14 protein-coding genes and 1 pseudogene are annotated in these 16624 nt (G+C 69.0%); 4 read left to right on the top strand and 11 right to left on the bottom strand.

Annotation, left to right across the window (positions count from 1 at the left end; translation table 11 throughout):
• Positions 1–3: 3 nt before the first annotated feature.
• From EAS64_RS03755 to EAS64_RS03745, 3 genes are all read right to left on the bottom strand, one after another.
• Positions 4–1290 (bottom strand): RNA polymerase sigma factor, encoded by a 1287-nt coding sequence (locus EAS64_RS03755; RefSeq protein ID WP_246115508.1) that lies wholly within the window; start codon positions 1288–1290, stop codon positions 4–6.
• On the bottom strand, positions 1287–1676 hold the full coding sequence (locus EAS64_RS03750) for a YciI family protein (protein ID WP_222848959.1): 390 nt from the start codon (positions 1674–1676) through the stop codon (positions 1287–1289). Before EAS64_RS03750 ends, EAS64_RS03755 begins: the two co-directional genes overlap by 4 nt.
• 125 nt (positions 1677–1801) lie before the next feature.
• Complete coding sequence (locus EAS64_RS03745) at positions 1802–2713, bottom strand: alpha/beta hydrolase (RefSeq protein ID WP_145851285.1); 912 nt, start codon at positions 2711–2713, stop codon at positions 1802–1804.
• 163 nt (positions 2714–2876) lie between these two features.
• Here EAS64_RS03745 and EAS64_RS03740 point away from each other — a divergent pair, with 163 nt between their 5' ends.
• Positions 2877–3263, top strand: a complete 387-nt coding sequence (locus EAS64_RS03740) for an SgcJ/EcaC family oxidoreductase (protein WP_145851284.1) — start codon at positions 2877–2879, stop codon at positions 3261–3263.
• Positions 3264–3387: 124 nt separating this feature from the next.
• On the opposite strand, the gene EAS64_RS03735 is transcribed toward EAS64_RS03740, so the two are convergent.
• The gene (locus EAS64_RS03735; protein ID WP_187365668.1) at positions 3388–3801 is read right to left on the bottom strand and encodes an ester cyclase; all 414 of its coding nucleotides are present in this window, start codon (positions 3799–3801) and stop codon (positions 3388–3390) included.
• Positions 3802–3902: 101 nt separating this feature from the next.
• Here EAS64_RS03735 and EAS64_RS03730 point away from each other — a divergent pair, with 101 nt between their 5' ends.
• Both EAS64_RS03730 and EAS64_RS03725 read left to right on the top strand, forming a co-directional pair.
• Complete coding sequence (locus tag EAS64_RS03730) at positions 3903–6719, top strand: ATP-binding protein (protein ID WP_145851282.1); 2817 nt, start codon at positions 3903–3905, stop codon at positions 6717–6719.
• Between the two features lie 172 nt (positions 6720–6891).
• Positions 6892–9327, top strand: a complete 2436-nt coding sequence (locus EAS64_RS03725; protein WP_145851281.1) for an MMPL family transporter — start codon at positions 6892–6894, stop codon at positions 9325–9327.
• Here the strand turns inward: EAS64_RS03725 and EAS64_RS03720 are convergent.
• The 5 genes from EAS64_RS03720 to EAS64_RS03700 all read right to left on the bottom strand — a co-directional run bounded on the left by EAS64_RS03720 (position 9251) and on the right by EAS64_RS03700 (position 13132).
• Entirely contained in the window at positions 9251–9646 is a 396-nt protein-coding gene (locus tag EAS64_RS03720; RefSeq protein WP_222848958.1) for a nuclear transport factor 2 family protein, read from the bottom strand. The two genes, EAS64_RS03725 and EAS64_RS03720, sit on opposite strands and share 77 nt — an antisense overlap.
• A 544-nt stretch (positions 9647–10190) precedes the next feature.
• Positions 10191–10487 carry a putative quinol monooxygenase gene (locus EAS64_RS03715; RefSeq protein ID WP_145851280.1) on the bottom strand — a complete coding sequence of 99 codons (297 nt, stop codon included), beginning with the start codon at positions 10485–10487 and terminating at the stop codon, positions 10191–10193.
• A gap of 248 nt (positions 10488–10735) precedes the next feature.
• On the bottom strand, positions 10736–12082 hold the full coding sequence (locus tag EAS64_RS03710) for a hypothetical protein (RefSeq protein WP_145851279.1): 1347 nt from the start codon (positions 12080–12082) through the stop codon (positions 10736–10738).
• A 178-nt stretch (positions 12083–12260) separates the two neighbouring features.
• Positions 12261–12482, bottom strand: coding sequence for a hypothetical protein (locus EAS64_RS03705; RefSeq protein ID WP_145851278.1), 222 nt, complete (start codon positions 12480–12482; stop codon positions 12261–12263).
• Entirely contained in the window at positions 12479–13132 is a 654-nt protein-coding gene (locus EAS64_RS03700; protein WP_145852322.1) for a sigma-70 family RNA polymerase sigma factor, read from the bottom strand. The genes EAS64_RS03705 and EAS64_RS03700 overlap by 4 nt, the downstream gene beginning before the upstream one ends.
• A gap of 271 nt (positions 13133–13403) precedes the next feature.
• Here EAS64_RS03700 and EAS64_RS03695 point away from each other — a divergent pair.
• Positions 13404–13766 (top strand): annotated as a pseudogene (locus tag EAS64_RS03695) (hypothetical protein); the annotation flags it as partial.
• Positions 13767–13959: 193 nt separating this feature from the next.
• On the opposite strand, the gene EAS64_RS44470 reads toward EAS64_RS03695, so the two are convergent.
• On the bottom strand, positions 13960–15282 hold the full coding sequence (locus tag EAS64_RS44470; protein ID WP_222848957.1) for a peroxiredoxin-like family protein: 1323 nt from the start codon (positions 15280–15282) through the stop codon (positions 13960–13962).
• Between the two features lies 1 nt (position 15283).
• Positions 15284–16564, bottom strand: coding sequence for a molybdopterin-dependent oxidoreductase (locus tag EAS64_RS03680; protein ID WP_246115507.1), 1281 nt, complete (start codon positions 16562–16564; stop codon positions 15284–15286).
• Between the last annotated feature and the right edge of the window lie 60 nt (positions 16565–16624).

Genomic DNA, 16624 nt, shown 5'->3' with positions numbered 1-16624 from the left:
GTCTCACCCGGCGGTCAACGCCTCCATGCGCCGCTCCAGCTCGGCGCGCTCCACCGAGTTCGCCGACAGCGCGATCGCGCGCTCGTAAGCATTCCGGGCACCCGCCGGGTCGTCGGCACGCCTGAGCAACTCGGCGTGCGCGGCTTGCAGCGGCTGGTACCGGTCAAGCGCCGGGTCGCCAAGCAGCGGCTCAAGCAGTCTCAGCCCAGCGTCGGAGCCGAAGGCGAACCCGGCCGCGGCCGCGTGATTGACCGCGACCACTGGCGAAGGGCTGAGCGTGCCGAGCGCGTCATACAGGCGGGCGATCTGTGCCCACGTCGCCGTGTCGTCGGCATGCGCCTGCAGGTGCAAGGCAGTGATCGCCGCCTGGATCTGGTAGGGGCCCGGACTGCCGGAGCGTGCCGCGCGTTCCAGCGCGCCGGTCCCCTCACGGATTCGGTCCAGGTCCCACAAGGAACGGTCTTGTTCTTGCAGGGCCACGTAGCCGCCGCGGCCATCGACGCGTGCGGCGGCGCGGGCGTGGTGCAGCAACATCAGCGCCAGCAGCCCCCATGCCTCGGCGTCGCCGGGCAGCTGCTCACAGACCAGCCGTCCCAGGCGGATCGCCTCGGCGCACAGCTCATCCCGGACCAGGCGGTCGCCCTCGGTGGCCGCGTAGCCCTCGTTGAAGATCAGGTAGACGACGCGGAGCACCCCGGCCAGGCGCCCCGGGAGCTCGGCGCCGTCGGGCACCCGGTAGGGGATGTGCGCATCCGCGATCTTGCGCCTGGCGCGGACGATCCGCTTGCCCATCGTCGGCTCGGCGACCACGAACGCGCGCGCGATCTCGCCGGTGGTCAGGCCGCCGAGCGTGCGCAGCGTGAGCGCCACCCGGGCCGGCATATCCAGGGCCGGATGGCAGCAGGTAAAGATCAGCCGCAGCCGGTCATCGGCGATCACCGTGGGTTCGTTCATCAAGGGGTGCTCTTGTTCGTCCAGGCGCAGCAGCGCGGCCAGACGCGCGGCGCGATTGTTGACCGACCGGTCACGGCGCAGCAGGTCGATCGCCCGCCGCCGCGCCGCCACCGTGATCCACGCCCCCGGGTTGTCCGGGACGCCATCGCGGCGCCACGCCTGCAGCGCCGACGCGAACGCGTCTTGCACGGCGTCCTCCGCGAGCTGGAAATCGCCGGCATACCGGATCAAGGTCGCTAGCACGGCCGCCCGCTCGTCGCGGAACACCCGCGCCACCGCCGTAGCGGCCAGGTCAGCCATGCCAGGACCCGGGTCGGCGATGGTCCTGGTGGTCATGAGCCTGGGGGCGCCTGGCCGGGGACCGGGATCTCGGCCGCGTCCATGACCGGCCGCACCTCGACCGAGCCGTAGCGCGCCGTCGGCAGCCGCGCCGCATGCCGCAGCGCCTCATCGAGGTCTGCGCACCGCAGCACGTAATACCCGGCGAGAGTCTCTTTGGTCACCGCGAACGGCCCGTCGGTCAGGTCGGCTTCGCCGCGGCGCACCCGGACGGTGGTCGCGGCGGCGACCGAATGCAGCGGCGCGTTCGCCACGAGCAGCCCCGCCTTCCGCAGGCTTTCTGTCACCTCCAGCCACTCCGGCATCTCGGCCCACCTGGCCCTCTCCTGCTCTGCATCCTCGCTGGTGTCGGGCGCGTAGAGCAGCAACATGTACTCCGGCATCACTAACTCCCCTCTGTGTGTATGACGACGACCGCAACGGAAACTCGTCACCCCGCGGCCAGCCAATTTCCACGGCCAGGTCCAGGCGGCGGCCCGTGTGCGGCCGCTGCCTGGACCGGCTCGTGTCAGACAGGCTCGGCGATGCCGAGCCTGGGGCGTGCCCAGGCGGCGAAGCGGTTGATCGCGTCGTCTGCCTCGGGTGCGAGTCCCGCGGCCATCTGGAAGGAGTGCTGCTGGTCGGCGAACTCGTCGAGCTGGACGCCGACGCCGGCCTGCTTGGCGTGCTCGGCGAGCATGCGGCTGTCGTCGAGCAGCAGCTCGGCATCGCCGACCTGGATGTAGATGGGTCCGAAGCCGCTGAGATCGGCGTGCAGCGGCGCCGCATCGGGGGAGCGGGGATCGTGGCCGTTGAGGAACGCGGCGGCCATGTCGAGGATCCACTGCTTGTTGAAGATCGCGTCCTTGCCCGCGTTGTAGTCCAGTGACTCGCCGCTCCCCGCCATGTCGATCCAGGGCGAGATCAGCATCGTTGCCGCCGGCAGCGGCAGGTCCTCGCCGCGCGCCCGCAGCTGGACGGTCATCGCCAGGTGACCACCCGCTGAATCTCCCGCGATCGCGACCCGCCCGGCCGGGATGCCCTGGTCAAGCAGCCACCGGTAGGCGGTAACGCCCTCAGCGACCGGACGGGGAAAGACGCCGCCCTGGGGAAGCAGGGTGTAGTCGATGCTCAGCGCGCGAGCGCCGATCGCCTTCGCGAGGTGCGCGAACATCTTCCGGTGGGTGAACATCGACCCGCCGATGTACCCGCCACCGTGGAAGCAGAGCAGCACCGGGCCGTCCTTGGCAGTTCCGTGCGGCACCGCCCACAGCGCCGGAACCCCGTCAGCGTCAACTTCGACATAGTCGACCCCGCGTGGCTCGCCAGTGAGGACGTCCCACTGGGCGTTGGTCACCAGCTCGTCGGGCTGAGAAACTCCTGCAGACGACCGAACCGTCTCCCAGTAGCGGTTCACCCGCCGCGATTCCTTACTCGCCATCGTCGTATCTGCCCTTCCGTGGTCACGGTCGGCGACATGTGCCGCCAACGCCCTTTCACTCAGTCGTCGCAGCATGATCCGCGATTTGGACAGCGGTCACGGTCCAATTTCCGCCTGGCAGTTGCGTCGATCAGGCAGGAGCCAACCTTGACGGAGGGATGACATGAGTTCTGAGCTAGAGCACGCCGTGCTCGCCACCTTCACGACGATGTCCGACGCATGGGCGCGGATGGACGCTGTGCGATTCGCCGCCTGCTATGCCGATGACGCGACCGTGATCGGCCCCGGAATCTACCTGCGAGGTAAGGACGACATCGATCGGAGCATGGCTGCCGGCTTCGCCGGCCCGCTCAAGGGCTCCCTGCGGCCGCATTCCGCGCGGAGCGTGCGTTTCCTGTCCGCCGATACCGCGGTCGTCGTGACCGAGAGCGCCACCATATTTCCCGGCGAGGCCGAACCTTTGCCCGACCGGCAGCATCTGGTGACGTGGGTACTCACCCGCCACGACGACCGGTGGCTGGTCGAGGCCAACCACATGTGCCAGGCATGACCCGCGGACGACACCTGTTCGACGTCACATAGAAGTGCGGGTGGCCGCTAAAACGGCAGGTCATCAGCGATCCAGGTGGCACCGAGAGGTGGGAGCAGCGGGTCAATCCCAAGCGACCGGGTCTTCATGTTCTTGTCCGACCCGCGGATCGTGCTGGAGACGACACGGTGCATTCAGTGTGCGAGTCGACTTGCCTTCCGGCTAGGAGGCGGATGACCGAGATTCCTGTGTAGGACGCAGTGCGCCCGGCGCCCCGGGTGCCTGGCTCTGTGGTCGTCGTCTGCCAGCACGTCACGACCCGGTCGTCTTCGGCGATCTGGTCCATGATCTTGACGTAGAGGCCGGGATCGGCGCGGCGATGGTCGGACACGAGCCGGCTTACGCCTTCCGGTCCGGCCACTGCCGTTTCCGAGCATGGGAAGTGACCGATGTAGTCGGCGGCTACCAGCTCGTCTATGAGGTCCAGCCGTCCTTCGTTCCACACCGCCTCGACGAACAGCCGGACCTTCAGCTTGTTGAGCTCGCTGACGTTCTTCACCTGCGTCATACTCCGGGGGGCGCAGGCGCCGCAACAAGGGAGGATCCCCGAGTGTTTCCCCTCGGGTTTTTACCGCCGGCGCCCCGTGTATCGTCACATTCATGCCGTTCAATACGGCCAGAGTTCTACTTGAGCGCGAACGTGAGCTTGAGACGCTGCGTGAAGGGCTGGATGGCGCACGCGCCGGGGAAGGAACGCTGCTCCTTATCGAGGGGCCCGCCGGGATGGGCAAGACAGCGCTGGCCCGGGCGGGGCGTGCGGCGGCCGGGCAGGCGGGAATGATGCCGCTCGAGGCGAGGGCTTCAGAACTGGAGCAGCCGTTTGCCTTCGGCGTTGTGCGGCAGCTGCTGGAGCCGGTGGTCAACCAGGACTCTGGGCACGCCGACTTGTTCGCAGGCGCTGCCGGCCCCGCGACGCGGCTGTTCGAGCCCGATGAGCGGCGGCCGCTGGGCGCGAATGTCGGTTTTGAGGCTTTGCACAGCCTGTACTGGCTGGTGGTGAACATCACCGATCAGGCCCCGGTGCTCGTCCTGGTGGACGATTGCCAGTGGGTTGACCGGGAATCGCTGCGGTTCCTGGACTACCTGGCCCAGCGCATCGAGGGACTCCCGGTAGCGATGCTGCTCACCGGGCGGTCCCCGGATGCAGCCGCGGAGAAGACGGAGTCGCTGTGGGCGCACATGGCCTCGCGGCCTTCCGCGGTGGCGCTGTATCCGCGGCCGCTGAGCCAGTCGGCGGCGGTGGCTTTGGCCAGGGAGCGCATGGGCGCGGAGGCGGCCGAGGAGTTCTGCCGCGCGTGCCATACGGCCACCGGCGGTAACCCGCTGTTCCTGCGCGAGCTGCTGCGGGCTCTCGACGCCGCCGGGGTGGTGCCGTCGGCGGCCGCGGCGGACGAGGTGCAGGCGGTGGGACCGGCTGCAGTGAGCCGTTTTGTCTTGCACCGGCTGGCCACGCTCGGCCCCGCGGCGACCGAACTGGCCCGGGCGGTCGCCGTCATGGGCGACGACAGCGAGCTGCCGCTGGCCGGCCGCCTGGCGGGACTGAGCGAAGACGTAGCAGGGGAGGCGGCCGACGACCTCGTCCGGGCTGACATCTTCGTCCATGCCGAGCGTCTGGGGTTTGTCCATCCGATCGTGCGTGCGGCGTTGTATGAGGACCTGGCGCCGGGCGAACGGCAGGCGCGGCACGCCGCGGCTGCCGAAGCACTGGCGGCAGAGGGTGCTCCGGCCGAGCGTGTCACCGCGCACCTGCTGCTGACCACGCCAACCGGGGACCAGCGCCGGGTCGCCACGCTCAGGTCGGCCGCGGCCGACGCAGCGCACCGCGGCGGTATGCGGGCGGCCGCCGAGTACCTGCGGCGAGCGCTGGCCGAATCTCCCGCCGCGCAGGAGCGAGCGGAGACCCTGGCTGAACTGGGCCGCTGCGAGGTGGCCATAATGCAATTCGAGGCGGCCGAGGAGCACCTGCGCACGGCGCTGACGTTGGACGCCGCGCTGACAACCCGGGCCGTCGCGGCGTTCTGGCTGGGGCGGTGCGCCATCGTATCGGGCGGCCGCTCAGCGCGGGCTGCGGCCGACGCGCTGGCATCGCTGGCCGGGGAGTTGCAAACCGCCGATCCCGAGCGCTCGCTCGAGCTCGGCTCCGAGCTGCTGTCGGTCACAACGGCTTTCACGCAACTGCGTGGCGGCCTCGCCGTGCAGTTGCAGCGCTTTCGGGACCAAGCACGAGGCCACCCGGGGTTCGAGGCCGTGGCGAGAATCCATAGCGCCTACGAGCAGATTTTGCGGGGGGAGCCCGCTACGGCCGCGATGGAAGAAGTAGAGCAGGCGCTCGCGACTGGCCTGCCGCGCAGCGCGCAGTCCAACGCCGCGCTGCTGGCACTGCTGGCGCTACGGCTCGGCGAGCGTTATGAGCTGGCTGTCCAGCTGGTGGACGCCGCGCTGGTGCGTGCCCGCCAGGAAGGTCATGCGACCAGGCAGGGGATCCTGCACGCGCAACGTGCCGCGATCACCCTCGCCCAGGGTTCGCTTCACGATGCGCAGGCCGAGGCCGATACCGGGCTGCTGCTGGTGGAGGAGTCGCATTTCGTCGTGCCGCTGCTCGTCGCGGTGGCGATCACCGTGCAGGTCGAGCGCGGAGAGCTGGATGCCGCCGACCGGCTGGCACAAACCGGCGAGGCGTTTGGGATTGCCAATCGCGCCCACATCAGCGACTTCCTGACAGCCCGCGGAAGGTTGCGGATCGCCCAGGGCCGCCTCGAAGAAGGCGTTGCGGACCTGCTGTGGTGTGGCGAGCGGCGCGAGGCACGAGGGCAGTGCTGGCCAAGCGACTGGAGGGCGCACGCGGCCCCGGCGGTGGCTGCGCTGGGCGAGAGACAGCTGGCCGTCAAGCTCGCGCGCGAGCAACTGGCGGCGGCCCGGCGGGTCGGCGCACCCGGGGCGCTGGGAATGTCGCTGCGCACCGCTGCGCTGGCGATCGGCGAGGACGAGCGGCTAGCGCTGCTCCGCGAGGCGGTCTCAGTCCTGGAGCGCAGTTCGGCGCGGCTGGAGCTCGCTCACGCGCTCGCTGACCTAGCCGCGGAACTAAGCCGGGCCGGCGGGCGGCGGGAGGGCCGGGACGCCGCGCGGCGGGCGGCGAAGCTGGCCGGCCAGTGCGGTGCCACCGCGATGGCCGAAAGCGCGATGGCCGAACTGCACGCCGGGCCCGGGCGCCGCGCGCGGATGGAACTGACCGGGCCGGATGCGCTGACCGCGGCGGAGTGGCGGGTGTGCCGTCAAGCGGCCGAGGGGCGCACCAACCGTGAGGTCGCACAGGCGCTGTTCCTGACCGAGAAGACGATCGAGCGCCACCTCAGCAGCGCCTACACCAAGCTTGGCATCCGGTCCCGCTTCCAGCTGCCGGCGGCCATCGGCGAGTAGGGCTGCGGGTGCAGAGCCGCTCAGGCCGTCGGCGGCGGGTCCCGCTGCCCGCAAAACCGTAGGGATAACACACGGGGTCCCCCGCTTGTGACCGACCGTCGCTGTCCGGCACGTTGGCGTCAAGCCCACGCAAACGCGGTGGCAACGGCTGACGAACAGGAAAGAGCCGGTCATGACAGGTGCACTTTACGGGCTGGCGCGGTTTTGCGCCCGGCATCGCTTCTGGATCCTCACCGTCTGGCTGCTGGCGGCGGTGGCGCTGGTGGGGGTGTCTCACAGCCTCGGCGACAACACCAACGACAACCTGACGCTGCCCGGAACCGGCAGCCAGAACGCCACCGACGCGCTCAGCAAGTCATTTCCCGATCAGGCCAACGGGACCAGCCCGATCGTGCTGCACGTCAGCAACGGGAAGCTGACCGACTCCAAGTACGCCGGCGCCGTCAACCAGGCAGCCGCCGACGTAGCCAAGGCGCCGGACGTGGCCTCGGTGGTCAATCCGCTCACGTCGCAGGGTGCCTCCGCGCTGAGCAAGGACCAGGCCACCGGGTACCTGTCGGTGACCTTGACGGTCAGTCCGGGGCAGCTGTCGGTCGATGATGCCCAGACCATCATCAACGCCGCGGCCAAGCCAGCCCAGGCAGCCGGGATTCAGGTCGAAACCGGCGGCCAGCTCGGCCAGAAGGTCTCCACGCCGTCCACCGAGACCAGCGAGCTGATCGGGATCATCGCGGCGATGGTAATCCTCACGCTCACCTTCGGGACGGTGGTGGCGATGCTGCTGCCGATCGTGACCGCGATCCTTGCCCTGGCCTCCACGCTGTCGATTATCACCATCCTCAGCCACGCGATCACCGTGTCAACGGTGGCGCCGACGCTGGCTACCATGATCGGGCTCGGCGTCGGGATCGACTACGCGCTGTTCATCGTGACGCGGCACTTCCGCGGCCTCAAAGACGGCCTGGACATGCGCGAGTCGATCGCCCGAGCGGTGGCGACCTCCGGCGGAGCTGTGCTATTCGCCGGCAGTACAGTGACCATCGCGCTGGTGTCGCTGGCGGTGGCCAACATCCCGCTGGTGACCACCATGGGCCTGATGGCCGCGATCGCGGTCATCGTCGCGGTCCTGGCCGCGCTGACCCTGCTGCCCGCCATGCTGTCGCTCACCGGCCCGCACATCAACTCGCTCCGGGTCCGCGGCCGCCACCCCGACCGCCGTGACCCGGCGCATCCGCACAAGGGCCTATGGGCCCGGTGGGCCGAAGGAGTCGCCCGGCACCCAGTGATCGCGATGCTCGCAGCCCTGGCCATCTTGATCCCGCTGGCAGTCCCGCTGCTGTCGCTGAACCTGGGGCAAAAGGATGTCGCCGCGCTGTCCACCTCAACGACCGAACGCAGGGCGTATGACCTGATCTCGCAGAACTTCGGGCCAGGGGTGAACGGGCCGCTGATCGTATCGGTTTCGCTGGGCTCGCCCGCGCAAGCCTCCACCAGTAGCAGCTCGGGCAGTTCGTCGGGGTCGTCCAGTTCGGCCGGCAGCGACCCCAGGGCCACCGACCCGCGGCTGCAGACGCTGGAGAAAGACGTCTCGACCACCCACGGGGTCGCGGCGGTCACCCCGATCCAGATTGACAAGGCCGGTACCACCGCCTACTTCAACGCGATCGCCACCACCGGCCCGGCTGACCAGGCCACCGCCGACCTGGTCAGCACGCTGCGCTCGAGCGTGATACCGACTGCCGAGAAGGGCACGAACATGACCGCCTACGTCGGCGGCACCACCGCCGGGTACGTGGATCTGGCCTCGGTCATCGCCAGCAAGCTCCTACTGCAGATTCTGGTCGTGGTCGCCCTCAGCTTCGTGCTGCTGCTGCTCGCCTTCCGCACGGTGGTGGTTCCCGTCCAGGCGGCCGTGATGAACCTGTTGTCCATCGGCGCCGCCTACGGCGTGCTGACCGCCTTGTTCCAGTGGGGTTGGCTGCACAGCCTGATCGGCTTGGACGGCGCGGTGCCGGTCGTGTCCTACGTGCCGCTGTTCATGTTCGCGGTCTTGTTCGGGCTGTCGATGGACTATGAGGTGTTCCTCGTCAGCCAGATCAAAGAGCACGTCGACGAAGGCCAGGACTACAACCGGTCGGTCGTGTCCGGGCTGGTGACCAGTGCCGTGGTGATCACCGCCGCCGCTTCGATCATGGTGTTCGTGTTCGGCGGCTTCGTCCTCAACGGCGACCCGACCGTCAAGCAGTTCGGCATCGGCCTGGCCGTCGCCGTCATCCTGGACGCCACCGTCGTCCGCTGCCTGCTGGTGCCCGCACGGATGATCATGCTGGGCAAGTACACCTGGTACCTGCCCCGCTGGCTCGGCCGGATCCTTCCCCGCATCAGCATCGAAGGCGCCGACTACTTCGAGGCCCGCGACCAGATCCCGGCAGCGCCTGCCGTCACCACCATCCATCAGCGGTTAGAAAAAAGGCGGGTGACCTGTCACTTGGCCCGGTCCGGGGTCTGGTGGTTCGCCAGGGAAGATCCCCTCAAGCCTGGCCAGCGCCCAGTTGAAGTGCCATCAGCTCGACCAGCTTTTGCAGCCCGCGCAGCGGGCGCACCATGACCGTGAAGCTGACCAGCTGCCCCTCGGCATTCCAGCGCAAGATGTCCACGCCCTGGACGTAGACGCAGTCAAGGTCGGCCTCGAACTCCAGCACCGCGCTGGCATCGTCATGCCACTGGCTGACATAGCGCAAGGACGGGCCCAGAACCTTCAGCGCCGCGCTGAGGTAACTGGCCGTGAGCGCCTTGCCCTCCTGCGCGGCGAACACCGCCGGGGACCGGAATACCACGTCGTCAGCCAGCAGATCACCCAGGAGATCGGGATTCTTCGACGTGACCACGGCATGCCAGTGGCGCAGCGCTGCAGGCTGATCAGACATGGACGTACTCAAGCCCATCCCGGCCGGGGCCGTCAAGGCCAGGCTGGGGCTCCGGCTGGCACAATGACGACGCGCCCGGCAGGACAGCCGTCAACTGCATGCTCAAGACCGGCAGCGTGCCGGCCCCAGTCCCGGCTGGCGGGCGGGCACGACTCCTGCCGCCCGGGCGAAGTCACTTGCAGTGCCCCGGGGCGCTGACGGGAACCAGAGCCAGTCCCGCAGAATGCGGATCTGCGCCCACGAACCGCCGATATGGCGTCGTCCCAGTGCACCGGGGGTGGCCATTCCTGCAGCGCGGAATAGTTGTTCTGGCACGCTCCTCGTCCGTCGGCGGCCCACTTGACCTAGCCTTCCACGACACCGCCGTCATCCCGCCTGGCGGCCAGTAGCCCGCTGCAGACCTCAAGGCGGAGGTTCGCGTCAGTGCCGGGCACGATCACGCTCAGCTTCCGGCGCCTCGGCACGCCGACTGTGCGCAGAGTCTGTAACCTCCGCCATTAATTTAAAGATCGTTAAGCGCGGTTCACCGCATCCAGCCGGCCTCTTACTTGACGGCTAGAAGGTTGACGGGCTGGATGTCCGGTGCGCGGGCCAGCAGGTCGGCCGACGCTTCGGCTAGCGCGGCCGGTATCTGGCCGTTAATGTGCGCGGTGCGGGCGTCGGCGGTGGCGAAGGTGTCGAAGATGCCGTAGCTGGTGTCGCTGATCTTGAACGCGTACCAGGTAACGGTGCCTTCCTCGGCGACGGCCAGGTCCCGGCCGGCCTCGAGGAATGCCGCTAGCTCGTCGCCCTTACCGGCCTTGGCTTCCAGCAGCGCTAGTATGCCCAGCGTAACGATCATGGGAACGGTGTCCTTTCTGCGATACATCATTCGCGAGCCGTTCAGCCCGCTTACACGTTGTTAGCGTCGTCAGCGGCCAGGTTTCTTACCGCTGGCCCGCCGGCTTGGACCAGAGGGGCACGCGCTTCGTCCCCCCGGATTGAACGGTGAAGTGTCCGGCAGGCCGCCGTGAGCAGCTGCGGGGACGCGTTCTCGCTCCGCACGACGGCGGGCCCGGCCGGGCCCGCCGTCGTGCCTGGTGGCTGTGGTTAGCGTGGCGGGAACTGTGAGTTGGGAGCAGGGGGGGCGAGGTTGGCGGTCGGCGCGGTGGCGGTGTAGCCGATCACCGCGCAGTTGATGTCCACGCCGACCGAGCCGTAGGGGGCGGGCTGGCCGGTGGCCGGGTTGACGCCGGTCAGCAGGTCGGGCCGGGTGGCGGCCAGGTTGAAGACCTGGTTCTCGTCGATCTGGCGGGTGTTCAGCCCTGCCTTGACCGCCTTGGGGGTCCACAGTCCGAGCTGGGCGTCCCACAGCGGGCTGTAGGCATCGGCGTGCCTGGGGTCGGCCAGGGTGGGGAAGTCGCCGAACACGTTCAGCAGGTCCCCGCCGTTGCGCAGGGCATTGATCATCGCGGTGTTGCCGGCGGAGGCGTCCGATGAGGCGAATCCGTCCTTGACCAGGTGCACGAACCCCTGCGCGTTCGGGTTGGCGGCGCCGGTCTGGCCATTGATGAAGCCGAACAGCCGCTCGCGGGCCGAGCCGAGGAAGTCATCGCCGCCGTTGAACGAGGCGTTGTTCAGCGCGGGCACGTAGGTGGAGCGCTCCAGTACCGCGGTCAGCGGCTGGCCGGCGTCGGTGCTGAGGTACACGATCGGCTGGCCGGCGTCGAATCCCTTGACGAACAGCAGGTCGACCCACGACTCGGCGAACTGGCCGGGCTTGGACGGCCTCGCGATGTGGATGCCCAGTACGCGGTCCTCGGTGTTGGTGTGGTGCACCACGTCGAAGGGGCCGTCGCCGGTGGCCACGATCGGCGCGTTGTAGACCACGTCGGAGCCGGCGATCTTGATGAACGGGCTGTATCCCGGGCCGGCCACGGAACCGGGCTGGAACTTGGCCAGCGGGAATCCGTCCGGCCCGGGCGTCGCGATCCGGGTGGGGCTGAAGTCCGGCGCGCCGGCGAAGTGCACGGCCGCGGGCCCGAACGGGTTCTGCTGCGGCGTCGGCGAGCCGAGGGTCACCGTCTGCACCGCGGCCGGGTCGCTGATCGCGATGTTGGCGAGCTTGGGCGCGTAGTTCACGCCCAGGTCGTGCGCCAGGCCGGCGTCGGAGGCGTCCAGCAGGGTGTACCACACCTTCTTCCCGTTTGCGGTGCCCGGGTACAGCGGCAGCCGCACCGTCTCCTTGCTGAGGTCAACCTGGAGCGCGCTTTCTTCGGTCAGCTTGTTCCGGGGCAGCAGGCCCGTCAGCTGGCCCAGCCCCCCGGCCTTGGCCGCCGTGGCCCTGACTGGCACGGCGTTCGCCCCGCCGGACCCCATCGTGGTGAGCACCGCCGAGACGGCGACCAGCACGGCCGCGGCGGCCGCCAGCCACCATCTGCGATTCGAGATCTTCATTTGCTGTCCTTCTCCTCCGGCAGGGCCGGAAACCAAGGGCGGCGAACTGTCACCGCTGTCTGCCTTACCCCTGGTTGGTGTGCGCGACGGGCCGGGTTCTTACTGCCCGCTGGCGCGGAAAAGGATTACGGAAAAATGACGCGGCCTTTCGATGCGGCCGCCGGAAGCCACGTGCCGGTCAGTCCGTCTCGCCGCGCACCGCGGCCAGCAGTCCCTCGAAGTCCTCGCCGCACGGGCCGCATGCGCGCAGGTGCGCCGCGATGCCCGGGTACCGCTGCTCCGCCGGGGCGCCCGCCGCCACCAGCTCAACGTAGACGTGCAGCATCTCCATGGCACGGTCGCATCCCACGTCCTGCGGATCGGTCCGCAGGAAGTCATCCAGTGTCGGCCAGTCGTTCATGAGTCCCTCGGAGAGTCATCGCGTAGATACCCGTCAGCAACAAGAACAGACCGCAGCTTACGCCGGGCGTCGAACAACGCCTTGTAGATCGCGTTGCGGTTGGTGCCGAGCTCGAGGACCAGGGCATCCAGCGGGACACCGTTGAGCACGATCGCGACGAAGACATGCCGCTGCCGCGGGGTCAGCTTGTCATCCACGGCGCGGCGCAGCGCCGCGGCCAGGTCCCGCCACTCGGCCTCCTGCGCGGGGTCGAAACCGAACCGGTCCGGCAGCCGGTCCCAGTCCTCGGCGTCCAGCGGCACGGCCGGATGACGCCAGAAGTGCCGTCCGATCTTGGCCGACACCTCGAAGATGGCGAACTTGCACGCCCAGGTCGTGAACCGGCTCTCCCCGCGGAACTGCCCCAGCTTGCCGGTAACGGCCATCAGCGCGTCGGCCGCGGCCTGGCAGGCCACGTCGTCAAGCTCGGGCCCGGTGATCCGCACCCGGGGCCCGCGCCGGGCCACCTCCGCCCGCGCGACGCGCACCAGCAGCTCATGCAGCCGCCGCAGTGCCGCTTCCCGCTGCGGACCCGTCTCGGCAAGCACTCCAAGCCACCAGGCCGACTCAGCGTCGAGCCCGGGAGCGGTGACAGGAGTCTCATCCACCATGCGGTTAACCGGCATCATCGCCATGCTAAGCAAAGACACAGGCTACCTGATCCCTGGCCGGATCGCCCTCGGGCCGCATCACCACCGGCCGCAGCCGCGGTCCCGGCCCCCGCATACCGGCTGACCAGGCACCGTAAGCCAGGTGGACGCCGCAGACACTAACAGTGCATGACCCAGATGACAGTGCTGCAGCAGGGGACCGCCTGCCTGACGCCCTGGCGGCCGCTTCGGCGTCGTCCTGTACTACCGGGGATCGTGATGCCCCTACTGCAACGCCCAGCTCAGCGCGTTCCAGCGGTCGCTGGACAGGCCCGCCGCCGGCGATATCACCGTCGTCGCCCTGTCGGTGGACGACGAGGCCACCACGGTGGACCTGATCGCCAGGCACGGCCTGCGGTTCCCGGTCGGTCATAGCGCCGACGCCGCCGCCATCGCGCACGCGACCGGCGCCTTCGTCAGCCCCGGCCTGCCCGACCTGCAGTCCACCGGTTTCGTGCTCGACCCCGGCGGCCGGGGATCCGGCACCTCGTCCCCGCGGAGCACCTGCTCCGCCCGGCCGGCGGGGAGCGCAGTGGTGTCCGGACGGGCTGCGCGGGACCCTATCCCGGCGGGAATGACCAGCTCGGCTTTTTAGATTTGACATTCCACTTTCGGGTTGGAGACGCGACCTGAGCGATCCACGGCAGAAGAGACAGGGAAGCGCCCTCGGCACGACGCCGGGGTGTGTTCCCGGTTCAGAGCAAAGCCCTTTGGGCATTGGTGGACGCCGTCTCCCGCTGAACCACAGTGACACCAATGGCCCTTGCAGTGCCGGGGGTCGGCGCTGTTCAGTGCCCGTGGTGGTCGAGGGCGTCGATGACTTGCCGGGGTTCGGTGCGGGTGCTGTAGTCGGGGTGGACGTCGATCCACCGAACGGTGCGGCTGGCGTCGAGGATGACGGTGGCGGGCATCGGCAGAGTGTCGGTGCCGTCGGCGTTGACGCTGGTCAGGTCGAGTCCGTGGTGCAGTTGGGCGGCGCGGGCCTCCTGCGAGGGACGGGTGAGGATGCCGAGCCGCCCGGCGATGAGGTTGCCGGGGTCGGAGACAACGGTGAAGGTGAGGCTCTGTTTCTGCTGCATGGTCAGCGACCCGTCCGGTTTCTGCGGGCTGATCGCGACGAGACGGATGCCGCGCTCGGTCAGTTGCGGGAGAAGCTGCTCCTGGTATGCGGACAAGGCGATATTGCAGTAGGGGCACCAGGCACCCCGGTAGAAGACCAGGACCGACATGCCGTCACCAGCGGCGGCGGACAAGGTGGTGGCCGCGCCGTGCACGTCGAGCAGTTCCACGTCAGGAAGGACGGTCCCGGTCGGCGCGATGCCGGCCGGCTCGCTAGCCGCCAGCTCAGCCTGTTCGCGGGCGAAGGCGCCCGTACCCTCAGCGGGCGGTTCGGGAGCCCTCGCGGCGTGCATCACGGCGACGCGCTCGGCGATTGTGGACGGGCTGTTCATTCCTGGGTTCCTGCCACCAGCGGAGGTCGGGTCGTGAAGCGTCCTCGGGCTGACGCCTTTCAGTGCGTGAGCGTCAAGCCGGGGCGACGTCTTACCTGCCGGAGCCTGAACCTGATGGGGCACAGGCGCCGGCCGTTCCAGAGGACCAGGAGTCACGGGCGAAGGCGGACCGGCGGCTCCCCGGCCGGAGACAGGCCCTTTCGGTGTGCCGCGGCCGCCGGCGCGCAGTCGTAGTGCGAGGGCGGTGGCGGACAGCAGGAACAGGGCTCCGGTCACGCCGAGCCAGTGCCACAGGTAGGGGTTTAGCGACAGGGTTGTCGCGGCCTGGAAACCGGTGGGCAGCCGGAAGATCAGCGGGAACCAGATGAGGAGCAGGAGACCGGATAGCACCACCGGGACACGCAGGTAGTTGATCCACTGCACCGTGGGCAGTTTCGGCGGGACGTGCCTGAAGACCGCTGCCGCGGACCTGTCGGCGAGCGTGTACAGCGGCATTAGTAGCAGGTCGTGGCCGATGACCGCGCCGGCGAACCAGACGGCGATGCCGAAGACGTCCAGTGGCAGCAGCTGGGCGGCGGCGTAACCGGCGAGCGCGAAGCTGCCGAGCATGGTGACCAAGTGCAGCGGGTTGGCGCCGTACCAGCGCAGTAGCCGGCGCATGTCAGGCCTGGAAGGTCAGGCTGGCGACCCACTTGGTGTTGTGCACGCCCGGGATGGCGGGCACGATCACCCGGGCCGGGTATCCGTGGTCGGGCGTTAGATCCGCGCCGTTGACGCGCAGTGCAAGCAGCGAGTCCGGGTCCATGATCTGCCCGGCCGACAGCACCGTCTGGCCGAACGCACCGCCGTTCTGCAGGGATTGCACCAGGACGCTGGCCGGGCGGGTGACGCCTGCCATCAGGGCCAGGTCGCGCAGCCGGACCCCGGTCCAGGCCTGGTTTTCTGTGGACCAGCCTTCGACGCACGCGATAGGCAGGCTGGCGGTGTGCTGTTCCATGCGGAGCAGGTCGGCGCGGCTCAGCACAACCGGGGCGCGGGCGGCCTGGCCGGCCTTCCCGACCGTGAGCCGCCAGCTGGCGCCGGTCTGCGACGTGGTGATTCCGACCTCGGCCGCGGTCTTGTTGACCTGGAAATCGCGACGTCCGCCAGTGACGTCCTGTCCGTGCGGCGCCAGCAGCGCGGTGCGTCGCAGCGGCCCGCCAGCGGACTGGCCCACGGTCAGCAGCCCGATGAGCAAAGAGCCCGCACCGGCGAACGCCAGCACACCGCGCCGGGAGATCGTCGGGGCGGCGGGCGCGGGGCTGGCCAGGTACCCGGCGTCGGGCGGCTCCGGGCGTGTCCGGGCGAGGCCGGTCCGCAGCTCCCCGATCAGGCTGCGGCTGCGCAGCGCCCTGATCATGGTCGGCAGCTTGAGGCTCACGTGGACGACGAAGCCAGCGGTGAACACCCAGGCTCCGTAGAAATGCAGCGGGTAAAAAGAGCCGGGGAACTTGTACCACGTCTGGATGTTCAAGATCCCGGTTACGAACTCGAACCCCGCGCCGCCGACAAGCAGGAACAGCGATACCCGCTCCAGCATGTGGGCGGGTGAGCGCAGCGGCGGCCATTCGAATAGCTTCGGCAGCACCGACCAGAGCTTGAACAGCAGGATCGGCACCAGCATCAGCCCTAGGGTGACGTGGACGCCCTGGTTGAGCCGGTAGAGCCAGACCGGATGGGTGGGCCAGGAGAAGAGGTAGAACCCGAGCAGCCCCTTGCCGGGAGTCGTGTCATTGACCGGGCTGAGATCGGGATTGTAGGCGGCATAGGACAGCAAGCCGGTCACGAACATCACCGGGATGGCTGCCAGCAGCATCAGGCCGAACACTGACGTCAGCCACGGGCCGCGGATCGGGCTGCGCCAGAATGACCGGCGGAAGGGGCCTGGGGGAGGGCCTGCCATGCGCGATTTCGACATCAGGGCAGACACCGAAGCTAGCCGCGGGCCGCGGATCAGGCCATG

The sequence above is a fragment of the Trebonia kvetii genome (genome assembly GCF_007827045.1).
GTDB lineage: Bacteria > Actinomycetota > Actinomycetes > Streptosporangiales > Streptosporangiaceae > Trebonia > Trebonia kvetii.
Note: the sequence above shows the minus strand (reverse complement) of the source record. Positions and strands in the feature narration are given on the sequence as shown.